This is a genomic window from Vibrio sp. T11.5 (assembly GCF_027587155.1).
GTDB lineage: Bacteria > Pseudomonadota > Gammaproteobacteria > Enterobacterales > Vibrionaceae > Vibrio > Vibrio neptunius.
In genome coordinates this window covers 419,582-443,264 of record NZ_JAPPTP010000001.1, presented here as the reverse complement: position 1 = coordinate 443,264, position 23,683 = coordinate 419,582, and the positions used below count along the sequence as shown (strand labels likewise).

The following is a 23,683-nucleotide window of genomic DNA, read 5'->3' as shown; positions in this document are numbered from 1 at the left end:
ATTACTTGTCTTGGTGCAAGCCCATCAGTGCTTGCTGGGTATCCGAGATGCGTTGTTGCGCTTGTTGCTCTGAAGATATACCAAGTTGCTGCTTTGCTTCTTCCTCTGAAATACCAAGGTGGCAGCATAGTAGGTCAATAGCCATTTGATAGTTGTTAGTTTCAACCATGATTTTGTCCTTTTCACACATGGGTATTGTATTCTGAGTACAATCTAGCACGCTGTCGTCTAGGTACAATAAGACTAAAGTCTAATACTGCTGCTATTGATTAATATATTGAAATTGAATCATTTTTTATGTGAATACTTGTCGAGTGTTTTAACAATTTTTTCCGTTGAGACAATAAATGTTTCAATTTACGTCTATCCCTTGTGTTTAAAAGGAATAGACTATATCTATAAGTTAGACATAAAGCCTCAGTGTGATATTCGTATTGCAACGGCAGATAATTAAGCTTCCTGTTTCGGAGAAAAGTAATGAAGCGAGTGATGTTATTTTTGGCCACTAACTTGGCCGTTATTCTGGTTCTGAGTGTTGTTTTAAATATTGTATATGCGGTCACAGGTATGCAACCTGGTAGCTTGTCTGGGCTACTTATTATGGCCGCTGTATTTGGTTTTGGTGGTTCATTCATCTCATTGATGATGTCAAAAGGTATGGCGCTGCGCTCTGTCGGGGGGATGGTGATTGAAAGCCCGCGTAATGAAACAGAGCATTGGTTACTTGAAACGGTTCGCCGACAGTCTGAGCAAGTGGGCATCGGTATGCCAACCGTCGCCATCTATGATTCCGCTGATATCAACGCGTTTGCAACAGGAGCTAAGCGTAATGATTCTTTGGTGGCAGTTTCAACTGGTCTTTTACAAAATATGACTCGTGATGAAGCTGAAGCTGTACTTGCTCACGAAGTGAGTCATATTGCCAATGGTGACATGGTCACCATGACGCTAATGCAAGGTGTGGTGAATACCTTTGTGATTTTCCTATCACGCTTTATTGCAAATATTGTTTCATCTAACGATGATGAAGAAGGTGGCAGCAACATGATGGTTTACTTTGGTGTATCCATTGTTCTTGAACTCGTGTTTGGCTTCCTAGCGAGCTTCCTTACTATGTGGTATAGCCGACATCGTGAGTTTCATGCTGATGCAGGTGCTGCGCAGTTGGTCGGTAAGCACAAAATGATTGCTGCTTTGGAGCGTTTAAAAGTGAGTCATGAATCTCAGCTAGAAGGTTCAATGATGGCATTTGGTATCAATGGTAAGCGTTCAGTAACAGAATTATTGATGAGTCATCCTCCATTAGATAAGCGCATCGCAGCGCTGCGAAACTCATAAGTTTATGATTTAAATAAAAGGCTTGATTTTATATCAAGCCTTTTTTGATCCCTTATTATTTAACCGCCGTACAAAGCTGCAAACTAAACTTTTACAAAATTAATGTTTGTACAACGCCAACAAATTACCCTAAGCTTGCATTAGGATTGTACATTATTTTATTTTGTATAATTATCTGGAGAGGATATGAACGTCGAGTCAGTTGGTCAAATATATCAGCAACTTAGCAAAGACAATTTGCACTTATTAAACGGTGTTTACCATCAAGATGTTGTCTTCGAAGATTCTGCGCATCGTCTCCAAGGCTGGCAAGCGTTACAAAGCTATTTTGACAGTCTTTACACTAACGTCAGGCGCTGCGACTTTGACATAAAAGAGCAACAGCAGTCTGGTGACAGTGGATTTCTAACGTGGTCTATGTCGCTGGAGCATCCGAAACTGCAAAAAGGTAAAACCGTGGTCGTCAACGGTGTCAGCCACCTCAAATTCAAAGATGGTAGGGTTATCTATCACAGAGATTACTTCGACCTCGGTGAAATGCTTTATGAAAACCTTCCTCTGTTAGGTTCAGTGATCAAGACCATCAAACAGAGGCTAGGGCAATGACTTGTGTGTTAATCACCGGCGCCACGTCCGGTATCGGTAGGCAACTAGCGGAAGATTATGCAAATGCTGGACATGAAGTCGTTGCTTGCGGGAGGAACCCACAAGCGTTAGAAGCGCTTGCCTCCATCTCTACCAAGATCACCTCGCTTCAATTTGATCTCACTGATTTATCGGCCACCAAAAAGGCGTTAGAGAAGTTGGTCGTTACCCCTGATGTTTGGATTTTCAATGCTGGCGATTGTGAGTATATAGATGATGGTGTCATTGACGCACAATTGATAAAGCGTGTATTTGACATCAATGTGGTTGGGCTTGCTAGCGCGATAGAAGCAAGCCAGCACCATTTTCAGCCCGGACATATTGTGGCTCTGGTCGGTTCTATTGCGAGCGAATTGGCCTTACCAAGGGCTGAAGCTTATGGCGCATCTAAAGCCGCTGTCAGCTATTTAGGTAGAACGCTCCAGCTTGATTTAGATAAAAAAGATATTTGTGTGTCAGTGATATACCCTGGCTTCGTCAAAACGCCTTTGACCGATAAAAACACGTTTCCAATGCCAATGCTTGTGACGACACAACAGGCGTCACAAGCGATACGTAAAGGGCTTGCTGAACGTAAACCGTATATATATTTCCCGCGAAGGTTCACAACGCTACTGCGCCTGATTGGCGCCTTGCCTTACCGCTGGCAAAAGTATTTAACCGCGAAATTGATCTCAGAGTAAGAGGATTCCAAAATGAAAATAGCCATAATCGGGACAGGTATCTCTGGGTTGACATGTGCCTATCATCTGAATAAACAACATGATGTCACTCTATTCGAAGCCAATGATTACATCGGTGGGCACACTGCGACGGTCAATGTTGAAGTTGAAGGCGAGAATTATGCGGTCGACACCGGTTTTATTGTGTACAACGACAGAACGTATCCCAACTTTATTGCCATGATGGATGAGGTGGGTGTGGAGGGCTTGCCTACACAGATGAGTTTCAGTGTAAGAAACGATGGGTGTGGATTGGAGTACAATGGACACACAGTGTCGACGCTTTTCGCACAAAGAAGAAATTGGTTCAATCCCAAGTTTTATGCCTTTATTTTCGAGATACTGCGTTTCAATAAACAGGTTAAAGGTTTAGTCGAACAATCCAGTGAGTGTGAGAAAACGCTCGGCGACTTTTTATCGGAAGAGAAATTCAGCGACTATTTTTGCAACAACTATATCTTACCCATGGGTGCTGCAATCTGGTCTTCCACACTTGCCGATATGCGCGCTTTTCCGCTGCAATTCTTTGCACGTTTCTTTCTGAATCATGGACTACTCGATGTGTTGAACAGGCCTCAGTGGTACGTGATAAAAGGCGGTTCAAATGCCTATGTCGAGCCACTCACTAAGGAGTATGCTGACCGCATTCACCTTTCTACACCTGTAAAATCGGTTTGCAGGGAGCAAATGGGCGTGCGAATTGATCTTGGCGATCGGACTGAGCGCTTTGACCAAGTGATTTTTGCTTGTCATAGCGACCAAGCGCTTGCCCTGCTTAGTGATGCCAGTGATCTTGAGAGTGAAATTCTAGGCCAGCTGGAATATCAAGCGAATGAAGTGACACTGCATACTGATGAGAGTTTACTGCCTAAAAGAAATTCGGCTTGGGCGTCTTGGAATTATTGGTTAGATGGCAAGCATGGTGAAAGTGAACGCCCACCAACCCTGACTTACAACATGAATATTCTACAACATATACAAGCGCCTGTGACATTCTGTGTTTCTTTAAATAGTGGTCATCTTATTGATTCAAGTAAAGTGCTCAAAACATTCACGTATCACCATCCTGTGTTTAGCGAGCAATCTATGCAGGCCCAGCAGAGACGTAAGGAAATCAATGGGCACGACAAGGTGTGGTTCTGCGGTGCCTACTGGTACAACGGTTTCCATGAAGACGGAGTTCGAAGCGCTCTAGATATCGTCAGTGAGTTGAAACTGCTCAAAAACGTTGATCGCCAACGAGGAGCAGCATAATGAGCGCAGAGCATGGCGGCTCTTTATTTGTGGGTGATGTAAGACATCGGCGCTTTAGCCCAGTAGAGCATCAGTTAAGCTACCCTATCTTTATGCCATGTATCGACTTGGATAAGATCCATGCTGTGGAGAAATCTGTTTGGGGCTTTGGACGAAAGTGGTGGCATTGGGCGAGGTTTAAACGCTCTGATTATTTAGGGGAAGGAGATTTAAAACACGCGGTATTTGACAAGATCAAAGAGCTAACGGGAGAGACTGTCGAGGGGAGCGTCAAAGCCGTCATTCATCTCCGTTATCTTGGTATCTATTTCAGTCCTGTAAACTTCTACTATGTTTATAACAAGGAAGGAGAATGGCGTTACTTGTTGGCTGAAGTGAGTAATACCCCTTGGAATCAAAGACACTACTATGCGATTCCTGCTTTTGACCAAACATTGTGGCGACACGGCAAAGCGTTTCATGTGTCACCGTTTAACCCTATAGATCAAGACTATGTTTGGCGATTGAAGCCATTAGGGAGAAAGCTTTCGATTCACCTAGAGTGCCATCGGGATCAAAAGGAATTTGATGCCACGCTTAGCATGGGTAAGCAGGCTTTGACGTCGAGAGTGCTTCTCAAACACTTGATTAAAACGCCGCTATTGGCAGTAAAAATGTTGATTGGCATTTACTGGCAGGCTTTTAAGCTATGGTGTAAGGGTGCTCCATTTTACTCCCATCCTAATAATAAAAAACAACCAGAAATACCTTCTAAAAACTATAAATCGAGAGAGCAGGGCAAGGAGCATAAGTAATGATTAACTCCCAAACGATAGATTACTCAACGTCACTAAGCACGACACAAAAAACAGCGCGTAGCGTAGCAATGTCACTCCTCAAGAAAATCAAATCAGGTTCACTAACGGTCATTGAATCTTTCTCCGTTTCAGAAAATAGGGTGACGTTTGGTGACGCAGGAGCATCACGCTTACAGGCGGCAATCGAGGTCAAAAATCCAGACTTTTACGCTAGGCTGCTTAAAGGCGGGAGTATTGCAGCAGGCGAAGCCTACATGGATGGCTGGTGGGACAGCCCAGATCTGACGGCGCTGATGGAACTGATGGCCGTGAACTTAGCAACCCTCGATTCTATTGAAGGCCAAAGTAGTATTCTCTCTCGAATATCATACCAGATTGGGCACTGGTTCAACCGCAACACTGAGAAGAATGCTGCTAAGAATATTAGTGCCCACTATGACTTGAGCAATGAACTCTACGAAACTTTTCTTGATAAAGAGATGTTGTACTCCGCTGCAATCTTTAATACGGAATCAGACAGTTTGGAGCAGGCTCAGCTCAACAAAATGGAAAGATTGTGCCAGCAGCTTGAATTGTCCTCTGACGACCAAGTGATTGAGATAGGGACAGGTTGGGGTGGCATGGCTATATATATGGCGGAAAAGTATGGGTGCCACGTAACCACCACGACGATCTCAGAACAGCAGTATCAGTACGCTAAGCAGAAGATAATCGATAAGGGACTTGAGCACAAAATAACCTTGCTAAAGCAGGATTACAGAAAATTAAAAGGGCACTATGACAAGTTGGTGTCCATTGAAATGATCGAAGCGGTTGGTAAAGAATACTTAGGCTCGTATATTAAAAAGTGTCAGTCTCTTCTAAGGCCAAAAGGGTTGATGGCCATACAAGCAATTACTATCGCCGATCAGAGATACGACTATTACAGCAACAATGTCGATTTCATACAAAAGTATATTTTTCCAGGTGGTTTCCTACCTTCGATTACGGCTTTGACCCAAGCAACAACAGCGCATAGCAATTTAGTTTTGCGCAACCTATATGATATTGGTTTGGACTATGCGCAGACATTGAAAGAGTGGCACACACGATTTGTGTCATCAGAAAGCAATGTCAGGAAGCTAGGTTTTGATGACACCTTTATGCGTATGTGGAAATATTATTTCTGTTACTGTGAAGGTGGATTTCGTGCCAAAAGCATAAGCACTGTTCATATGACCTTTCAAAAGGCGTGATGATGACGACAAAAAAGCTGATTTGTTATTCCCTCTGGTTCCAAGTTGTTTGGGTAGTTGCTGTACTAGGCCAAGAGAAGTTGCAGTGGGTAGCTGTCGGTCTGGTCGTCGGTACCTATGTATACAGCCAGTTGGTTGCACCAATAAAGCTTGAACGAGTGTTTTTAGTGGCGGTATTGGGTGTCATGGTCGATTATGCCAACATGACGCTGGGTGTATTTCGTTTCACCGATAGTGATTTCCCAATTTGGCTGATGGCACTTTGGTTTATATTTGTTTGGTACGCCTATTTTCTCGCTCCGATAGTGAGCCGATTTCCCACAATACTCGTATCTATAGTAGGAGGCGTTGGTGGGGCGTTGAGCTACTTGGCGGGAGAAAAACTTGGCGCGGTCTATTTCCCTTTACCAACGTCAACCACGTTGATTGTATTAATGGTGGAGTGGCTGCTCATTGTGGCAGCCATTATAAAGGTTTATGGAAATGCATCGGATCAAATGGACTACGCTGATAGGGGTGATCGTTAGCGTCTTGTTGTTCAGCACAGGCGCAAAAGCCACCATGGCTAGTGACGATAAATGGCAGGAATGGCGTAAAGTCGGGAGCGCACAGCTCACTTTTCTCTTTTTCGACGTTTACCAATCTCAGCTCTTCACCCCGTCTGGTGAGTATATACTCGGCAAAGATATCTCACCACACCCACTTGCTTTATCTATTAAATATCAACGAGATATCAGCCAGAAACAGTTGGTTGATGCCACGAGAGAGCAATGGGACAAGTTAGGGTACTCTGATACGGGCCCTTGGGTGACTCAGATCGAGAGGATATTCCCCGACGTTAAAGACGGTCAACAGCTGACTTATGTCTCTGATGGTGACACTGGGCGATTCTTTTTTTCGTCACAAAATGACCAAAACCAGTTGATAGGTTCCATCAATGATCCACTTCTGAACGACGCATTTCTAGCGATATGGTTATCCCCACAAACACAGTACCCCAAGTTAAGACAAGACCTCATTGGAGCGAGATAAAATGCGAAAGATTACAACGCTGATTGTTGTTGGCTTATTAACGCTATTAACCGGGTGCTCTACGGATATATCGGAATACAAAGGCAGTACACCTGCCTTCAATCTGTTTGAGTATTTTGCAGGAGAAGTGACAGCTTGGGGAATGGTTCAGGATTATACCAACAAGCAGCAACGTCGTTTTAAAGTTGATATTGTCGGCAGTATCGATGGTGATACCCTAACTCTTGTCGAAGACTTTGAGTTCGATGATGGCGAGCTCGACCAAAGGATTTGGAAGATCAAGAGACTCAGCGATAATACCTACGCGGGAGAAGCTGGAGACATCTTAGGTGTCGCACGAGGCAAAGAAGAGGGTAATGCATTGCACTGGGTCTATGATTTTGAGCTTGTCGTCGACGGTTCTACAATAACGGTTGCGTTTGATGATTGGTTGTTCAGGCAAGACGAGAAGCATGTATTCAATATCACGAGCATACGAAAGTTCGGCATTGAGGTAGGCAAAATTACGCTGTTCTTTCAAAAAGTAGACGGTTAGTCGATTCGATAGTGGTGTCTAATCGATGTAAAAAAGGGTTGACGAATTGACGTCAACCCTACGTTTACATAGATTGTATTACAGTTTGTCGGTGAGCTCGATTGCTTGGCCAATGTAGTTGGCAGGTGTCATTTCTTTTAGACGCGCCTTTTCGTGCTCTGGCAGTTCAAGGCCATCTATGAAGCGACGCATTGCCTCACCGTCAACACGTTTTCCACGCGTTAATTCTTTTAACTTCTCGTACGGTTTCTCGATACCATAACGACGCATTACGGTCTGAACTGGTTCAGCGAGCACTTCCCAATTCTTATCTAGTTCAGCAAGAAGCGCTTCGCGGTTCACTTCAAGTTTGCTGATGCCTTTTAGAGTAGAAGTATAAGCGATCACCGCGTAGCCAACCCCTACACCTAAGTTACGTAGAACGGTTGAGTCTGTCAGGTCACGTTGCCAGCGAGAGATTGGTAGTTTTTGCGCTAAATGGCCGAATACCGCGTTCGCAAGGCCTAGATTGCCTTCTGAGTTTTCAAAGTCGATTGGGTTAACTTTGTGAGGCATAGTTGATGAACCGATCTCACCAGCTACTGTTTTTTGCTTGAAGTGACCGAGTGCAATGTAGCCCCAAACATCACGATCAAAGTCGATCAAGATGGTGTTGAAACGTGCAACCGCATCGAACAGTTCTGCGATGTAATCATGTGGCTCAATCTGAGTTGTGTAAGGGTTCCATGTTACGCCTAGAGATTCTGTAATGAACTCTTCAGAGAACTGGTGCCAATCTACTTCTGGGTAAGCAGAAAGGTGAGCGTTGTAGTTACCTACAGCACCATTAATCTTACCTAGGATTTCAACGTTAGCGATCTGCTTGTATTGACGCTCCATACGGTATGCCACGTTCGCCATCTCTTTGCCCATAGTAGAAGGAGAAGCAGGCTGGCCGTGTGTACGAGATAGCAAAGGAATGTCACGATATTCTTCTGCTAAGCCTTTGATGGCGTTAATTAGGCGGCGAATTTCTGGCAGGATCACTTCATCACGAGCTTCTTTAAGCATTAGCGCGTGAGACGTGTTGTTGATGTCTTCTGAAGTACAAGCAAAGTGAAGGAATTCATTGACAGCATGAAGCTCTGGGATGTCAGCCACTTTTTCTTTCAGGAAGTATTCAACAGCTTTGACGTCATGATTTGTCGTACGCTCAATTTCTTTAATTCGAGCTGCATCCTCTTCACTGAAGTTAACGGCAAGATCATCAAGAAACTGGTTGGCTTCTGCACTGAACGCTGGTACTTCTTTGATTGAATCAGTTGCGGCAAGCTTTTGCAGCCAACGAATTTCAACGATAGAACGGTACTTTAGAAGGCCAAATTCGCTAAAAATACTACGAAGTGCGATTGTCTTACTTCCGTAACGGCCGTCTACTGGTGAAACAGCAGTCAGTGCTGACAGTTCCATGATGTTCTCCTGAATTGAGTTTCTAAATTTTGTGTGCTTTATACCAATAACTGCGTGGATTGTCACGCATATTGCGCAATCGTTTGCGTTGAGTTTGTTTTGGTAGAAAAAATCAGCTCGCGATAGGCACGAGCTGGAAAGTTTAAATGATTACATTCTGGCTAAAAGGATTTGAGCTTGTTCAACCATTTTTTTGCGTCCGAAAATGAGATGACGACGCTTACCGCCTACTTGGCGCCATAACACGGCACTTCGAATACCGGATAGTAACAAGGCTCGAACTTTATGTTGGTTACCTGTCTGTTGCAGTACAGAAGGGGTTCCAGTAACCTGAATTCTCGGACCAATCGGGCTGATGACATCCAAATAGACGCTGGCAAGGTTGCTTATCATTTGGTCATCTAAGAGTTCAAAATGATCAAGTTGTCGCTCTATCATTTTAATTCGGTCGGCTAATTGAGACATCGCATCGTTGCGTCCACTCAGTTTACGTTCAAGCGCCATCAAGCTGATGATATAGCGAGTCACTTCACTGCCAGAAGGTGTGCTATCGATGCCCTTCACCAAACATTCTAGGCCAAGTTTTAAATCCGACTCTCGACCATAAACACTGACGGTGTTATTTGGGTTTGTGTTTAAGATCGCTTTGAGCGAAGTTTCAAATGCATCAGAGTCACAGTGACCGTTTTTCGCGACCTGTTGAACCAGAGCGACAGCTTGGCATATTCCTGCAAATGCGATGGTACGGTCGTAAAGAGCGTTAGTCACGTCGTATTACTCCTGAAAAGACATTGAATTAAATACGTTTTTCAATGATGCCGCCACCAAGGCAAACATCATCCTTATAAAATACTGCTGATTGACCTGGGGTTACGGCTACCTGTGGGTCGTCGAAAATGACTTTAATATTTTCATCATCAATTGGGATAATGGTACAAGGGATATCCGTTTGGCGATACCGTGTCTTCACACTGCATTGAAGTGGAGATTTGATAATTTCGCGATCGACCCAGTGCAGCTGAGAAGCAATCAATCCTTGAGATTTTAACAGTGGATGCTCAGCACCTTGCACTGCAATGAGTACGTTACGTTTAAGATCCTTCTCTGCGACGTACCATGGCTCTTCATTACCACCGCCGCCTTTCTGACCGCCTATATGTAAACCTTTACGTTGCCCTAATGTGTGATACATCAAACCTTGATGCTCACCGATCACTTTGCCTTCAGGTGTCTCAATCTTGCCCGGTTGTGCTGGCAAGTAACGAGATAGGAAGTCAGTAAACTTACGTTCACCAATGAAGCATATGCCCGTCGAATCTTTTTTCTTCGCGGTAATTAGATCTTGCTCTTCGGCGATTCGGCGCACTTCAGGTTTTTCCAGCTCTCCAACAGGGAATAAGCTGCGAGCGATCTGTTCACTGCTCAATGTATACAAGAAATAGCTTTGATCTTTGTTGCCGTCTAGGCCACGCAACATTTGCGGCTTGTCACTATTCTCAGGGAAAGTACGTCGAACATAATGACCCATCGCAATGTAATCTGCATCGAGAACTTCATCTGCAAATTCAAGGAAAGCTTTGAACTTGATTTCTTTGTTACAAAGGATGTCAGGATTCGGTGTGCGACCAGCTTTGTATTCCGCCAAAAAATATTCAAATACATTGTCCCAGTATTCGGCGGCAAAGTTGATGGTGTGGAGGTGTATACCCAATTTATCGCAAACAGCTTGAGCATCAGCTAAGTCTTCTGCAGCTGTACAGTATTCTTCGTTATCGTCTTCTTCCCAATTCTTCATGAACAGGCCTTCAACCTGATAGCCCTGCTGCTTTAGGAGATACGCGGAAACGGATGAATCCACACCACCGGACATGCCGACGATAACTTTCTTTTTACTGTTGTCAGTACAGTTCTCAGACATTACTAAACACCACAAAATTTAACTGGAGGCAGATTTTAACAGAAAGCGTTTCGAGGTGACAGTTCCGAGATCGAACTCACACTTCAATTTTGCCGCAATTTTACTCGTTCACGATCTTAATCTGCGAATTTTCACTACAGACAGGCTATATGTGGCATAGTTGGCAAAATTCAAGTGAACTAAGGTACAAAACGTGAGTGATGATAGTCAATTCATGGCGGAAGCAGAGCTGATTGAAATTGTTGAGAATCAGCTGGAAGATGGTGAGCCGCTAAAAGTAAAAGAAACTTTGATGCGTTTGATGATGACGGGAACGCCGCGAGACGAGGCTGTCGCGATGATGGCATGTGCTGTCTCTATTGAGATCTTCGATGTAATGAAAAACGAAGGTGAGTTTAATCTCAAACGTTATTCAGAACACCTTGACCGTTTGCCAGATATCAGTTTTATGGAAGGTGAATAAGCGGTAACCCCATGCCAACTGGTCATCAGTTGGCTTGTTAAATCGCGGCGTGGCTCGTCAAACCTTAGTGGTTTCCTATTTAAAATTATTTGTACATTAAGTGCTTCCTGTTTATTACCTATCAAGAGATAGAATTTTAATTTCCCCCGCAAACGTTTGCTATAATTCCGGTTATTGCCGCGTTAGATAGTGCGCGGTAGAATCCGGCATCTTTTGACCCCTTATCTCAGAATATTTTGTTATGAAGTTTCCAGGCCAACGAAAGTCCAAGCACTATTTTCCTGTCCATGCGCGCGACCCTTTAGTGAGTCAATCTCAAGAGAGCAAGAAAATGTCCAGCACGCATATTATCGGTATTGACCAGACTTTGGTTGATATTGAAGCGAAAGTCAGCACGGAACTCATTGAGAAATATCAGTTGAGTAAAGGTCACTCACTCGTTATTGACGATGTGACCGCGGAAGCGCTGTACAACGAGCTGAAGGAAAATGGACTGATTACCAATGAATATGCGGGTGGTACTATTGGTAATACTCTTCACAACTATTCTGTTCTTGCTGATGACCGCTCAACACTTTTGGGTGTCATGAGTCAAGATATTAAGATTGGTAGCTATGGTTTCCGCTATTTGTGTAACACTTCCAGTCGAATGGACCTGAACTATTTACAGGGTGTTGATGGTGCTATTGGTCGCTGTTTTGCTCTGATTTCTGATGATGGTGAGCGCACTTTTGCCATTAGCGAAGGTCAGATGAATCAGCTGCATCCGAATAGCATTCCAGAGAAGATTTTTGAAAATGCTTCTGCTTTAGTGCTTACGGCTTATTTGGTCCGCTGTAAAGAAGGTGACCCAATGCCAGAAGCTACGATGAAAGCGATTGAATATGCGAAGAAGTATAATGTTCCTGTCGTGCTCACACTTGGAACCAAATTCGTTATTCAGGATGATCCGGTATTTTGGCAAAACTTTTTACGTGACCACGTGAGTGTTGTGGCTATGAATGAAGACGAGGCAGAGGCGTTAACGGGCGAATCTGATCCATTAGCGGCGTCAGATAAAACGCTAGAATGGGTCGACCTAGTGCTATGTACTGCGGGCCCTGTAGGTTTGTTTATGGCGGGTTACACGGAAGAAGCCGCTAAGCGTCAAACTTCTCTGCCGTTACTTCCTGGAAGCATTGCTGAATTCAACCGATATGAGTTTAGTCGTCCAGCTGCAAGATGGGCCTGTGATAATCCAATTAAAGTATACTCACATATATCTCCTTATATGGGTGGGCCAGAAAAGATTAAAAATACCAATGGTGCTGGTGACGCTGCATTATCAGCGCTGTTACACGATATGGCTGCGAATAAATACCATAAAGAAAATGTGCCTAACTCGAGTAAGCATGCTCATGCGTACCTGACATATTCTTCTTTCTCCCAAGTATGCAAATATTCAAATCGTGCCAGCTATGAAGTGTTAGTTCAGCACTCCCCGCGCTTGTCTCGAGGTTTACCTGAGCGAGAAGACAGCCTAGAAGAGGCATACTGGGAACGTTAGTTAGGGTATTAATTATATAAAAGCCTCGCTATAGCGAGGCTTTTTATTGAGCGTTAAAACGCTAGCAGCTAGCGTTTTATAAATTCAGCCGGATTAGATTAGGAAGTCGTCTAGTGACTTACCAGCGTCTAGCTGTTCTTGGATTACTGAAGGAGTTCGACCTTGACCTGTCCAAGTCTTTTCAGCACCAGTATTGTCCAGATATTTGTATTTTGCTGGGCGAGGTGCACGCTTAGGTTTTGCTTTACCTGCTGCTTCACCGGCAAGCGCAGAAATAACCATGTCCTTATCTAGACCAAGTTGTTTAATTTGTTCTGCAATATCTGCCAACTTGGCTTCTTGTGCCGCTTGAGCTTCGCGTTCTGCTGCTTCTTTGCGTTCACCGACAACGGTTGATAATTTGTCTAGAGCTTCCTCTAGTTGTTCCAGAGTTAAGTCACGTGCGAATGCGCGTAGACTACGAATGTTTAATAGAGTTTTAGTTAGTTCCGACATGTAAATTCCCACTTATTTAAGGAGCCGATAAAATAAATATTAAACCCGTATTATTCGCAATACAATATTTTCTGGTTAAATTGTTATAAAAAATTATTAATTAATCGTTAGGTCATTTGAATAATGAGACCTTTCTAATTAATCAACCAATTCTTGTTGCATAAAATATCGGGAGATTTGTGATTTTGACAATACTTATAGCGAATAAGTTTCATACGTAAACAGGTATTTTGTTTTACAGTATCAAAATAATTTGAATTATCCTTTTGTCAGCTAATTATCAAGATAGTAACAAATCTTCATCAATTCACGAGTTTTTCTCTAGAGTTTTCGTTTTTAGAGCTTAATACCTAGATTTAGACGTATAAATCAGTATTCGCAAGTTAAATTATGAATAATGAGTGCCACTTGTGACAGTTTGGCTATGATATTAGTTGAACTTTATGCAATAGCTAAGAAACCTTCAGCATGTTGAGATGACAATATAGAGGCTGGAATTTTTGGCATGATGTATTGAAATAGGGCTTTAGATGAGTACAATGGGCGCCACCTAATGCGATAGGTTGGTTAAATTGTTGTAAGATTTTGTTAATGACAGTTTTAAACACCAACAATCGCGGTAGAGGCGCGAGATAGATCAGTAGCACTTGTTGGGGTGATGCCAATGAACAAATGTGAAAGGTTATTTTGCCGAAGTGAGTAATCAAATCAAAGATGCTTGCTGGGGTTACACTCGAAAGGGGTAACACTGCCATAGTCTATAATTTTGTAAAACTATGGAGCGCTACTGTAGGGCTGGGTGAAGCTTTCGCTTCCCTTTCGCTTGGTTCAACTTGATTGTATGGAAACTTTTCCTCCAATCTGTCTGCAGTAGATCTCTAACCATTTATTACTGGTTTTTGAAGATCATGAATTTAATTGATTTTGCATCATCTCCTATCTCTTTGTTACCACCACTGGTGGCTCTGAGTCTAGCAATTATTACCCGTCGTGTGCTGGTGTCTCTGGGCGTAGGTATCACGCTGGGCGCTATCCTTCTCAATGATTATTCTATGGGGAGTACGCTCAGCTACGTCGGTTCAACGGTATCAAGCGTCTTTATCGAAGATGGCGGTATTAATACTTGGAACATGAGTATTGTTGGTTTCTTACTCTTACTGGGCATGATGACAGCGTTGTTAACCTTGTCAGGGGGGACTCGCGCTTTTGCTGAGTGGGCCCAATCACGAGTGAAAAGTAAGCGTGGCTCCAAGTTACTGGCCGCTTTTCTAGGCGTATTCATTTTTGTTGATGACTATTTTAACAGCCTAGCCGTTGGCGCGATTTCTCGACCTGTTACAGACCGTTTTTATGTATCCCGCGCTAAGTTGGCCTACATCTTAGACTCAACAGCAGCACCTATGTGCGTGATCATGCCAGCCTCTAGTTGGGGGGCTTACATCATGACGATTATCGCTGGTATTTTGGTATCCCATGGTATTACTGAGTATTCAGCACTTGGTGCTTATGTACGTCTTATCCCAATGAACTTTTACGCTGTTTTCGCTTTGCTAATGGTATTTGCAGTGGCTTGGTTTGGTCTTGATATTGGTAAGATGCGCAACCATGAAATTGCAGCATCTCAGGGACACGGCTTTGATAAAGAACAAGCTGACGACTCTCAGGAAGCGCATGATATCAATGAAGAATTGGATATTCAGGAAAGTGAAGGCGGTAAAGTTTCCGACTTAGTTCTACCGATTGTATTCCTGATTGTCGCAACTATTGCTTCAATGCTATATACAGGCGGACAGGCATTAGCCGCAGATGACAAAGCCTTTAATGTTCTCGGTGCATTTGAGAACACAGATGTAGGCACTTCGTTGATCTATGGTGGTCTTGTCGGGTTGGCTGTAGCTCTGTTTACGGTGCTTAAGCAGGGCATCGCATTTAGCGAAATAACGCGTACTCTTTGGATTGGTGCCAAATCGATGTTTAGTGCCATTTTGATCCTTATTTTTGCTTGGACTATTGGTTCTGTTATCGGCGATATGAACACGGGTAAATACCTATCGACATTAGCACAAGGCAATATCAATCCTGATTGGCTACCTGTTATCCTGTTCTTGCTATCTGGTCTTATGGCTTTCTCTACCGGTACATCATGGGGTACGTTTGGTATTATGCTGCCAATTGCTGGTGATATGGCAGGTGCCACAGATCTTGCTTTGATGCTGCCTATGCTAAGTGCTGTGTTGGCAGGCTCAGTATTTGGAGATCACTGTTCACCAATTTCAGATACGACAATTCTCTCTTCAACGGGGGCACGTTGTAACCATATTGATCACGTAGCGACTCAGCTGCCTTATGCATTATCAGTCGCGGCTGTCTCTTGTATTGGTTTCATCACATTGGGTATGACCGCATCAGTAGGCATTTCTTTCGCTGTTTCGGCGGTTGCTTTTGTTGGCGTTTGTGTTTTGCTATCGATTCTTTCAAAAGCGAAGATGGCAAGCTGTCAAAACGTTTAATGAGCTGAACGATAAAAGAATTTTGAAGGGAGCTTTTGCTCCCTTTTTATTTGTCTTATACAAATTGAAAAAATCTTCAATTTTTAGTTGAAAAATGGATTTGCCTTAGTTAGTGTGGTTACCAAGCAAGCGAACTGAAGAGCTTATAAGTATGCGTAATTTTGTAATGAACATTCATCACCATCATCACCCAGTCTAGTCTTTCGGGAGATGTACGCATACCCGGGAGATAGGAAACTCCCGGAGGCAGAAATCGCAAACTACAAGATTCAGAACCCTCGGGAGACCAATTCTTCCGAGGGTTTTTTAGTTTTAACGATTTAAAAATTAATTTGCACAGGGATAACAGCAATGCAAACACAACGCCTAAGAATCGCAATCCAAAAAAAAGGTCGCCTAAGCAAAGAATGCCAAGAACTGCTTAAAAAGTGCGGCGTAAAATTCAACATCATGGGGGAACGTCTGGTCGTTCACTCGCTGAACATGCCTATTGATCTGCTGTTAGTCCGTGATGACGACATTCCTGGTCTAATTATGGATGGTGTTGTTGACCTTGGCTTTATTGGTGAAAATGAACTTGAAGAAGTTCGTCTTGATCGTAAGGCGCTTGGCGAGCCATGTGAATTTGTTCCACTTCGTCGTCTCGATTTCGGTGGTTGCCGTTTATCTATCGCTATCGACAAAGATGAAGAATACAACGGTCCTCAGGATTTAGCAGGCAAACGAATTGCTACTACCTACCCACAATTGCTTAAAGCTTACATGGATCAACAAGGTGTTCCATTTTCTACCTGTATGCTGACCGGTTCTGTAGAAGTTGCCCCTCGCGCGGGTCTTGCCGACGCCATCGCAGATTTGGTTTCTACAGGTGCGACGCTAGAAGCGAATGGCTTAAAAGAAGCTGAGATTATCTTCAAGTCAAAAGCGACGCTGATTCAACGCACCGGTGAATTCGATGCAGATAAAGTAGCACTAATCGAAAAACTGTTGACTCGCATGCAAGGCGTACAGCAAGCAAAAGAGTCGAAGTACATCATGCTACACGCACCAGCTGAGAAGCTAGACCAAATCAAAGCATTGCTTCCTGGCGCAGAAGACCCAACGGTATTACCTCTATCTGCTGACAAGCAAAAAGTTGCGGTTCATTTGGTTAGTACTGAAAACCTGTTCTGGGAAACCATGGAACAGCTAAAAGAACTGGGTGCGAGCTCAATTCTTGTCCTACCCATTGAGAAAATGATGGAGTAATTGCAATGAGAACCGTCGTATGGCAATCGCTGAGTGAAACGCAGCAAGAATCGATTCTAGAGCGTCCGGCAATCGCAGAGGGCGCAAACATCACGGCTGCGGTTTCTGAAGTAATCGCAAATGTTCGTAAAGAGGGTGATGCTGCATTATTGGAACTGACTGAGAAGTTTGACGGTGTGAAGCCGGAATCCATTCGTGTCTCAGCACAAGAAATTGATGAAGCGTCTGCTCGCCTTTCTGAAAAGATGAAAGATGCGCTTGAGCAAGCTTATGCAAACATCTCGAAGTTTCATAAAGCACAGAAGCCACAGCGAATCAAAGTAGAGACTCAACCGGGTGTGCTTTGTGAGCAAGTAACGCGCCCGATTCAAAAAGTGGGTTTGTACATTCCGGGCGGGAGTGCGCCATTGCCTTCGACGGTTTTGATGCTCGGCGTTCCTGCCAAAATTGCGGGCTGTCGTAAAGTGGTGTTGTGTTCTCCACCGCCAATCGCAGACGAGATCCTTTATGTCGCGCAACTGTGTGGTATTGATGAAGTGTACAACGTCGGTGGTGGTCAAGCAGTTGCTGCGATGGCTTATGGTACAGAGACGGTATCCAAAGTTGATAAGATCTTTGGCCCAGGTAACGCTTATGTGACGGAAGCAAAACGTCAGGTAAGCAATGATTTCCGCGGTGCGGCGATTGATATGCCAGCAGGCCCATCTGAAGTGCTGGTGTTGGCCGATGACACTGCGGATCCTGACTTTATCGCTGCTGATTTGCTAAGCCAAGCGGAGCACGGTCCTGATTCTCAAGTGGTACTTGTGACTCCTTCGCCTGTTATTGCAGATCAAGTGACGGATGCGGTTCAACGTCAGCTTAAGGATCTATCTCGCGCGGACATCGCCGAGCAAGCATTGGCTTCAAGCTTGATCATCATTGCCGAGTCTCTTACTCAATCGGTTTCCATCTCGAATTATTACGGTCCTGAGCACTTAATTGTTCAGACAAAGAATCCACGCGAGCTTCTACCGCTGCTAGATAACGCGGGATCGATTTTCTTAGGTGATTGGTCGCCTGAATCAGCAGGTGATTACGCATCGGGCACCAACCACGTTCTTCCTACTTACGGTTACACACGTACGTATTCAAGCTTAGGCTTAGCGGACTTTTCGAAACGTATGACGGTTCAAGAGCTGTCTGCTGACGGTCTCAAAGGTTTAGCACCAACCGTGGTCACCATGGCAGAAGCGGAAGGCTTGGATGCACACAAACGAGCAGTGACTATCCGTGTAGAAAAATTGGCAGCTAAGTAAGAGGATATTGAGATGGAAAAGCTAGCGCGCAAACAGGTTCAAAAGCTGACCCCTTATTTATCGGCTCGTCGTATCGGTGGTACAGGTGATGTGTGGCTAAATGCCAACGAGTCGCCATTTAATAATGAATACAAAACAGACTTTGCTCGTCTTAATCGTTACAGCGAATGCCAGCCTAAAGAACTGATTTCTGCTTACGCAGCCTATGCAGGTGTCAAACCAGAGCAAGCACTAACATCTCGCGGTGCGGATGAAGGTATTGAACTACTGATCCGTGCTTTCTGTGAGCCGGGTGAAGATGAGATTCTTTACTGCCCACCGACTTACGGCATGTACGCCATCAGTGCAGAAACCATCGGTGTAGAGCGTAAAACTGTGCCGCTAACGTCAGATTGGCAACTAGATCTTGCAGGTATCGAAGCCAATCTAGATAACGTGAAACTGGTTTTTGTATGTTCGCCAAACAACCCAACAGGTAACTTGGTTAAGCGTGAAGATATTGTGTCTCTGCTTGAGATGACAAAAGACCGTGCAATCGTGGTGATGGATGAAGCGTACATCGATTTTTGTCCGGAAGCGTCAACGGTAGACCTACTGGCGCAGTACCCGAATCTTGCGATTCTGCGCACTCTGTCGAAAGCTTTTGCGCTTGCTGGTCTGCGGTGTGGATTTACGCTTGCGAACGAAGAGCTGATTAATGTACTTCTGAAAGTGATCGCACCATACCCAGTACCGGTTCCAGTGGCGGAAATTGCTACCCAAGCGCTTTCTGAAGCAGGCCTAGCGCGAACGAAGTTCCAAGTTCTCGATCTGAATGCAAACCGTGCTTACTTGCAAGTTGGTCTTTCAATGATTCCGGGTTTGGAAGTGTTTGAAGGGTGGGGAAACTACCTATTGGTGAAATTCCCAGATGGCGATGATCTTTTCAAAGCCGCTTGGGAGACAGGCATTATCTTGCGTAACACGCCAATTGAGAACTGCGTGCGTATCAGTGTCGGTAACCGTGACGAGTGCGAAAAAACACTCGGATTTGTTAGAAACTACTACTCATAAGTAGAGACAAAATTAATTGCCTTCGCTGACAAGTGGGGGCGCCAAAGATTAGCAATAAGGAAGTTCGAGTGAGCAAACAACAAAAAATCCTTTTTATTGACCGTGATGGCACCTTAATTGTTGAGCCGCCGGTTGATTTTCAAGTAGACCGCCTAGATAAGCTAAAGCTAGAGCCATTTGTTATCCCAAGCCTGTTGTCGTTGCAGGACGCAGGATACCGCCTAGTGATGGTCACTAACCAAGATGGTTTGGGTACCGAGAGCTACCCACAAGCAGACTTTGATGCACCGCACGATATGATGATGGAAATCTTCGAATCTCAAGGTGTGACGTTCGATGACGTCCTGATTTGCCCTCACTTTGAAGAAGATAACTGCTCATGCCGCAAGCCTAAATTAGGCATGGTGAAAGAGTACCTTCAAGGTGGCAAAGTGGACTTCCAAAACTCTGTTGTGATTGGCGATCGTCAAACTGATCTTCAACTTGCAGAAAACATGGCGATTCGCGGCATTCAGTACAACCCAGAAACCATGGGTTGGAAACAGATCCTGAAAGATCTGACGGTGAAAGCTCGCGTCGCTGAAGTGGTCCGTACGACGAAAGAAACTGACATTAAAGTCGCGGTAAATCTTGATGACCAAGGCGGTAATGATATTTCTACGGGCCTAGGCTTCTTTGACCATATGCTTGATCAAATCGCAACACACGGTGGATTTAAGATGGTGTGTAAAGTGGAGGGCGACCTACACATTGATGATCATCACTCTGTGGAAGACACCGCACTTGCGTTGGGCCAAGCGCTTAAAGAAGCGCTAGGTGATAAACGTGGTATTGGCCGATTTGGCTTTAGCCTGCCAATGGATGAGTGTTTGGCACAATGTGCTCTAGACCTGTCAGGGCGTCCTTACCTTAAGTTCGACGCGAAGTTCAGCCGTGAGCAAGTGGGTGACCTTTCAACCGAGATGGTGGTTCACTTCTTCCGTTCTCTAACTGACACCCTAGCGTGCACACTGCACTTGTCTTCTGCTGGCGACAATGATCACCACATCATTGAGAGTCTATTTAAAGCGTTTGGTCGTACTCTGCGTCAAGCAATCAAAGTAGAAGGTACTGAGCTACCAAGTAGTAAAGGCGTGCTTTAAGGCTAGCGCTAGTAAGGAGAAAAGCAGTGACAGAACAGAAAGTTGTTATTATCGATACTGGTTGTGCCAACGTTTCTTCGGTGAAGTTTGCCATTGAACGCCTAGGCTATGAAGTAACAATTTCAAAAGAGCCACAAGTTGTATTATCGGCTGACAAGCTATTCCTACCGGGTGTAGGGACAGCAAGTGAAGCGATGAAGAATCTCGAAGAGCGAGGTCTAATTAGCTTGGTAAAACAGGTGGAAAAGCCGCTGTTAGGTATCTGTTTAGGAATGCAACTGTTAGGCAAAGTATCTCAAGAAAAAGGGCAAAAAGCGGATGAGCTAGTTGAGTGCCTTGGACTTTGTGATGGTGAAGTGAAGCTGCTTCAAACCGGTGACTTACCACTGCCCCACATGGGGTGGAACACTGTCTCAGCTAAAACGGGCAACCCACTATTCAAAGGGATTGAAGAAGGCGAGTACTTCTATTTCGTACATAGCTTTGCCATGCCTGTTGGCGAGTACACGATTGCAGAATGTGAATACGAAAAACCATTCACGGCTGCAGTGCAAAGCGGTAACTACTACGGTGTGCAATTCCACCCTGAGCGTTCTTCAAAAGCGGGCGCAAAGCTTATTCAAAACTTCTTAGAATTATAAAAGGGATTTAGTGTGATTATTCCAGCTCTTGATTTAATTGAAGGACAGGTGGTTCGCCTTTATCAAGGTGATTACGGCCAAGTAACCGAGTACAAAGTCGACCCAGCAGAACAGTTCAACTTGTATCACCAAGCCGGTGCTAATTGGTTGCATTTAGTCGATCTAACGGGCGCGAAAGACACGACAGCGCGCCAACTTGATTTGATTGCCAAGCTACTTGCGAGCACTCCAGCGAATATCCAAATCGGTGGTGGTGTACGTACAGAACAAGACGTTGTCGATCTACTCGAAGCAGGTGCTCAGCGCGTTGTTGTTGGCTCGACAGCGGTAAAGCGACCTGAACTAGTAAAAGGTTGGATGGAAAAATACGGCGCGGAAAAAATTGTTCTCGCGCTAGATATCAACATCGCTCAAGACGGTACTCGTAAGGTAGCGATCTCTGGTTGGCAAGAAGACTCAGGCGTGACTATCGAAGCTCTGATTAATGATTACCTAACCGTTGGCTTACAGCATGTGCTTTGTACTGATATTTCTCGTGACGGTACGCTAGAAGGCTCAAACGTTGAGCTATATATAGACCTATGCAAACAATACCCACAAGTGCAATTCCAATCATCAGGTGGCATTGGCTCATTAGCGGATATTGAAGCGCTGAAAGGTTCTGGCGTCGCTGGAGTAATTGTTGGTCGCGCACTACTTGATGGCAAGTTCACAGCAGAGGAGGCATTTGCATGTTGGCTAAGCGAATAATTCCATGTCTAGATGTACGTGATGGACAAGTGGTGAAGGGCGTTCAGTTCCGCAACCACGAAATCATTGGCGACATCGTTCCTCTGGCTCAGCGTTATGCTGAAGAAGGCGCAGACGAGCTGGTGTTTTACGACATTACCGCTTCAAGCGATGGCCGTGTGGTTGATAAAAGCTGGGTGGCTCGCGTTGCAGAAGTGATCGATATTCCTTTCTGTGTCGCTGGTGGCATTAAGTCAGCTGAAGACGCAGCGCGTATTCTTGAGTTCGGTGCAGACAAGGTGTCTATCAACTCACCAGCATTGGCACGCCCGCAGCTGATTACTGACCTTGCGGATAAATTTGGCGTTCAATGTATCGTGGTTGGCATCGACTCATACTACGACCAAGAGACCGGCAAGTATCAGGTGTACCAGTTTACTGGCGATGAAGAACGCACCAAAGCGACCCAATGGGAAACGCGCGATTGGGTACAAGAAGTTCAGAAACGTGGCGCAGGTGAAATCGTATTGAACATGATGAACCAAGACGGCGTGCGTAACGGTTACGACATCGAACAACTGAACATGGTGCGTGAAGTGTGTAATGTGCCGCTGATTGCATCTGGCGGAGCAGGGGCGATGGAGCACTTTGCAGAAGCTTACCAAAAAGCAAATGTCGATGGGGCGCTTGCCGCATCGGTGTTTCACAAACAAGTCATCAATATTGGTGAACTAAAGCAGTATTTGAAACAACAAGGTATTGAGGTGCGACTATGAGTGTAAACACCGCCGAAGTAAGTTCTTTAGCTGAGCGCATCAACTGGGACAAGGTGGATGGCCTAGTACCTGCCATTGTGCAAGATTTCCAGTCGAGCCAAGTGCTGATGATGGGTTACATGAATCAAGACGCACTAGCGAAAACAGGTGAAACAGGTCAAGTGACGTTTTTCTCTCGTACTAAGCAGCGTTTGTGGACTAAAGGTGAAACCTCAGGCAACGTATTGCAATTGGTGAACATGCAGCTAGATTGCGATAACGACACGCTACTAGTGAAAGTGAATCCCATTGGTCCTACGTGTCACTTGGGCAACTCCACTTGCTGGGATGTCGACCCACAAGAGGAGTCGCAAATGGTGTGGCTTCATCAACTTGAGCAACTATTGGCTGCCCGCAAGATTGCCGACCCTGATTCTTCTTATACTGCCAACCTTTATTCCCGTGGCACCAAGCGTATTTCGCAGAAAGTGGGCGAAGAAGGCGTTGAAGTCGCACTTGCGGCGACGTCGGGTGATAAGGCGGAGCTAGTATGTGAATCAGCCGACTTGGTTTATCACTTAATGGTCTTGTTGCAAGACCAAGGGTTATCAATAAATGACGTGATCAATAAGCTCAAGGAGCGTCATCGCTAACTACTTTTCTACTGCAGCAGACATTTTACCTATTACAAATCAAAGAAGCCGTGACAAGTCGTCACGGCTTTTTTGTGTTCCCTGCCGTAAAGACATGCAACGATATTTTGCTCATTTGTATTTCTTCTGCCTATTGACAACTCATCCGATGTATTGATTTTTATATTAATTGATTCTCGCTTGTGATACATTTTGCCGGATTTTGCAATGGAAAGTGTGATTTTT

General features: G+C 44.6%; 25 protein-coding genes, 1 riboswitch and 1 other annotated feature. Of the genes, 20 read left to right on the top strand and 5 right to left on the bottom strand.

Going from position 1 to position 23,683, the window contains the following annotated elements; all coding sequences use genetic code 11:
* Nucleotide 1: 1 nt before the first annotated feature.
* Nucleotides 2-169 (bottom strand): hypothetical protein, encoded by a 168-nt coding sequence (locus OH455_RS02090; RefSeq protein WP_167336328.1) that lies wholly within the window; start codon nt 167-169, stop codon nt 2-4.
* A 308-nt stretch (nt 170-477) separates the two neighbouring features.
* On the opposite strand from OH455_RS02090, the gene htpX reads away from it, so the two are divergent.
* The 9 genes from htpX to OH455_RS02045 all read left to right on the top strand — a co-directional run bounded on the left by htpX (nt 478) and on the right by OH455_RS02045 (nt 7,558).
* Nucleotides 478-1,338, top strand: a complete 861-nt coding sequence (gene htpX, locus OH455_RS02085; RefSeq protein WP_269980160.1) for a protease HtpX — start codon at nt 478-480, stop codon at nt 1,336-1,338.
* Between the two features lie 186 nt (nt 1,339-1,524).
* Complete coding sequence (locus OH455_RS02080) at nt 1,525-1,944, top strand: nuclear transport factor 2 family protein (protein WP_269980159.1); 420 nt, start codon at nt 1,525-1,527, stop codon at nt 1,942-1,944.
* The gene (locus OH455_RS02075; RefSeq protein ID WP_269980158.1) at nt 1,941-2,666 is read left to right on the top strand and encodes an SDR family NAD(P)-dependent oxidoreductase; all 726 of its coding nucleotides are present in this window, start codon (nt 1,941-1,943) and stop codon (nt 2,664-2,666) included. Before OH455_RS02080 ends, OH455_RS02075 begins: the two co-directional genes overlap by 4 nt.
* A gap of 12 nt (nt 2,667-2,678) precedes the next feature.
* A complete protein-coding gene (locus tag OH455_RS02070) occupies nt 2,679-3,959 on the top strand; it encodes an NAD(P)/FAD-dependent oxidoreductase (RefSeq protein ID WP_269980157.1) in 1,281 nt (426 codons plus the stop codon).
* On the top strand, nt 3,959-4,753 hold the full coding sequence (locus OH455_RS02065) for a DUF1365 domain-containing protein (protein ID WP_269980156.1): 795 nt from the start codon (nt 3,959-3,961) through the stop codon (nt 4,751-4,753). Before OH455_RS02070 ends, OH455_RS02065 begins: the two co-directional genes overlap by 1 nt.
* Nucleotides 4,753-5,991 (top strand): SAM-dependent methyltransferase, encoded by a 1,239-nt coding sequence (locus tag OH455_RS02060; RefSeq protein WP_269980155.1) that lies wholly within the window; start codon nt 4,753-4,755, stop codon nt 5,989-5,991. Before OH455_RS02065 ends, OH455_RS02060 begins: the two co-directional genes overlap by 1 nt.
* Before the next feature lie 2 nt (nt 5,992-5,993).
* Entirely contained in the window at nt 5,994-6,518 is a 525-nt protein-coding gene (locus tag OH455_RS02055; protein ID WP_269980154.1) for a DUF2878 domain-containing protein, read from the top strand.
* Entirely contained in the window at nt 6,475-7,023 is a 549-nt protein-coding gene (locus OH455_RS02050) for a chalcone isomerase family protein (protein WP_269980153.1), read from the top strand. The genes OH455_RS02055 and OH455_RS02050 overlap by 44 nt, the downstream gene beginning before the upstream one ends.
* A gap of 1 nt (nt 7,024) precedes the next feature.
* Complete coding sequence (locus tag OH455_RS02045; RefSeq protein WP_269980152.1) at nt 7,025-7,558, top strand: DUF3833 domain-containing protein; 534 nt, start codon at nt 7,025-7,027, stop codon at nt 7,556-7,558.
* 78 nt (nt 7,559-7,636) lie between these two features.
* Here OH455_RS02045 and purB read toward each other — a convergent pair whose 3' ends face one another.
* The 3 genes from purB to mnmA all read right to left on the bottom strand — a co-directional run bounded on the left by purB (nt 7,637) and on the right by mnmA (nt 10,925).
* On the bottom strand, nt 7,637-9,007 hold the full coding sequence (gene purB, locus OH455_RS02040) for an adenylosuccinate lyase (RefSeq protein ID WP_045974418.1): 1,371 nt from the start codon (nt 9,005-9,007) through the stop codon (nt 7,637-7,639).
* Between the two features lie 150 nt (nt 9,008-9,157).
* A complete protein-coding gene (gene hflD / locus OH455_RS02035) occupies nt 9,158-9,775 on the bottom strand; it encodes a high frequency lysogenization protein HflD (RefSeq protein WP_045974417.1) in 618 nt (205 codons plus the stop codon).
* 28 nt (nt 9,776-9,803) lie between these two features.
* On the bottom strand, nt 9,804-10,925 hold the full coding sequence (mnmA, locus tag OH455_RS02030) for a tRNA 2-thiouridine(34) synthase MnmA (protein ID WP_045974416.1): 1,122 nt from the start codon (nt 10,923-10,925) through the stop codon (nt 9,804-9,806).
* A gap of 214 nt (nt 10,926-11,139) precedes the next feature.
* Between mnmA and OH455_RS02025 the strand changes: the two genes are divergently transcribed.
* Together OH455_RS02025 and OH455_RS02020 are read left to right on the top strand one after the other, a co-directional pair.
* On the top strand, nt 11,140-11,388 hold the full coding sequence (locus OH455_RS02025; RefSeq protein WP_240457217.1) for a hypothetical protein: 249 nt from the start codon (nt 11,140-11,142) through the stop codon (nt 11,386-11,388).
* Nucleotides 11,389-11,629: 241 nt separating this feature from the next.
* Nucleotides 11,630-12,934, top strand: a complete 1,305-nt coding sequence (locus OH455_RS02020; protein ID WP_045974415.1) for an inosine/guanosine kinase — start codon at nt 11,630-11,632, stop codon at nt 12,932-12,934.
* A 93-nt stretch (nt 12,935-13,027) separates the two neighbouring features.
* Here the strand turns inward: OH455_RS02020 and OH455_RS02015 are convergent, their stop codons facing one another.
* Complete coding sequence (locus OH455_RS02015) at nt 13,028-13,429, bottom strand: H-NS family histone-like protein (RefSeq protein WP_269980151.1); 402 nt, start codon at nt 13,427-13,429, stop codon at nt 13,028-13,030.
* Nucleotides 13,430-14,041: 612 nt separating this feature from the next.
* Nucleotides 14,042-14,224: riboswitch (Lysine riboswitch) on the top strand.
* A gap of 113 nt (nt 14,225-14,337) precedes the next feature.
* Between OH455_RS02015 and OH455_RS02010 the strand changes: the two genes are divergently transcribed.
* The 9 genes from OH455_RS02010 (at nt 14,338) to hisIE (ending at nt 23,458) form a co-directional block, all read left to right on the top strand.
* Entirely contained in the window at nt 14,338-15,939 is a 1,602-nt protein-coding gene (locus OH455_RS02010) for a Na+/H+ antiporter NhaC family protein (RefSeq protein ID WP_206369632.1), read from the top strand.
* A 174-nt stretch (nt 15,940-16,113) separates the two neighbouring features.
* Nucleotides 16,114-16,250 (top strand) — a sequence feature (His leader region).
* A gap of 40 nt (nt 16,251-16,290) precedes the next feature.
* Nucleotides 16,291-17,187: an ATP phosphoribosyltransferase gene (gene hisG, locus OH455_RS02005; protein WP_206369633.1), complete on the top strand. Its 897-nt coding sequence runs from the start codon at nt 16,291-16,293 to the stop codon at nt 17,185-17,187.
* A 5-nt stretch (nt 17,188-17,192) separates the two neighbouring features.
* Nucleotides 17,193-18,485, top strand: a complete 1,293-nt coding sequence (hisD, locus tag OH455_RS02000; RefSeq protein WP_269980150.1) for a histidinol dehydrogenase — start codon at nt 17,193-17,195, stop codon at nt 18,483-18,485.
* Between the two features lie 12 nt (nt 18,486-18,497).
* Nucleotides 18,498-19,538 (top strand): histidinol-phosphate transaminase, encoded by a 1,041-nt coding sequence (gene hisC / locus OH455_RS01995; protein ID WP_269980149.1) that lies wholly within the window; start codon nt 18,498-18,500, stop codon nt 19,536-19,538.
* Nucleotides 19,539-19,606: 68 nt separating this feature from the next.
* Nucleotides 19,607-20,680 (top strand): bifunctional histidinol-phosphatase/imidazoleglycerol-phosphate dehydratase HisB, encoded by a 1,074-nt coding sequence (hisB, locus tag OH455_RS01990; RefSeq protein WP_269980148.1) that lies wholly within the window; start codon nt 19,607-19,609, stop codon nt 20,678-20,680.
* Nucleotides 20,681-20,706: 26 nt separating this feature from the next.
* On the top strand, nt 20,707-21,321 hold the full coding sequence (hisH, locus tag OH455_RS01985) for an imidazole glycerol phosphate synthase subunit HisH (protein WP_269980147.1): 615 nt from the start codon (nt 20,707-20,709) through the stop codon (nt 21,319-21,321).
* A gap of 12 nt (nt 21,322-21,333) precedes the next feature.
* Nucleotides 21,334-22,071, top strand: coding sequence for a 1-(5-phosphoribosyl)-5-[(5-phosphoribosylamino)methylideneamino]imidazole-4-carboxamide isomerase (hisA, locus tag OH455_RS01980; protein WP_269980146.1), 738 nt, complete (start codon nt 21,334-21,336; stop codon nt 22,069-22,071).
* A complete protein-coding gene (hisF, locus tag OH455_RS01975; RefSeq protein ID WP_269980145.1) occupies nt 22,053-22,826 on the top strand; it encodes an imidazole glycerol phosphate synthase subunit HisF in 774 nt (257 codons plus the stop codon). The genes hisA and hisF overlap by 19 nt, the downstream gene beginning before the upstream one ends.
* Nucleotides 22,823-23,458, top strand: a complete 636-nt coding sequence (gene hisIE, locus OH455_RS01970) for a bifunctional phosphoribosyl-AMP cyclohydrolase/phosphoribosyl-ATP diphosphatase HisIE (protein ID WP_269980144.1) — start codon at nt 22,823-22,825, stop codon at nt 23,456-23,458. Before hisF ends, hisIE begins: the two co-directional genes overlap by 4 nt.
* The last annotated feature ends 225 nt before the right edge of the window (nt 23,459-23,683 follow it).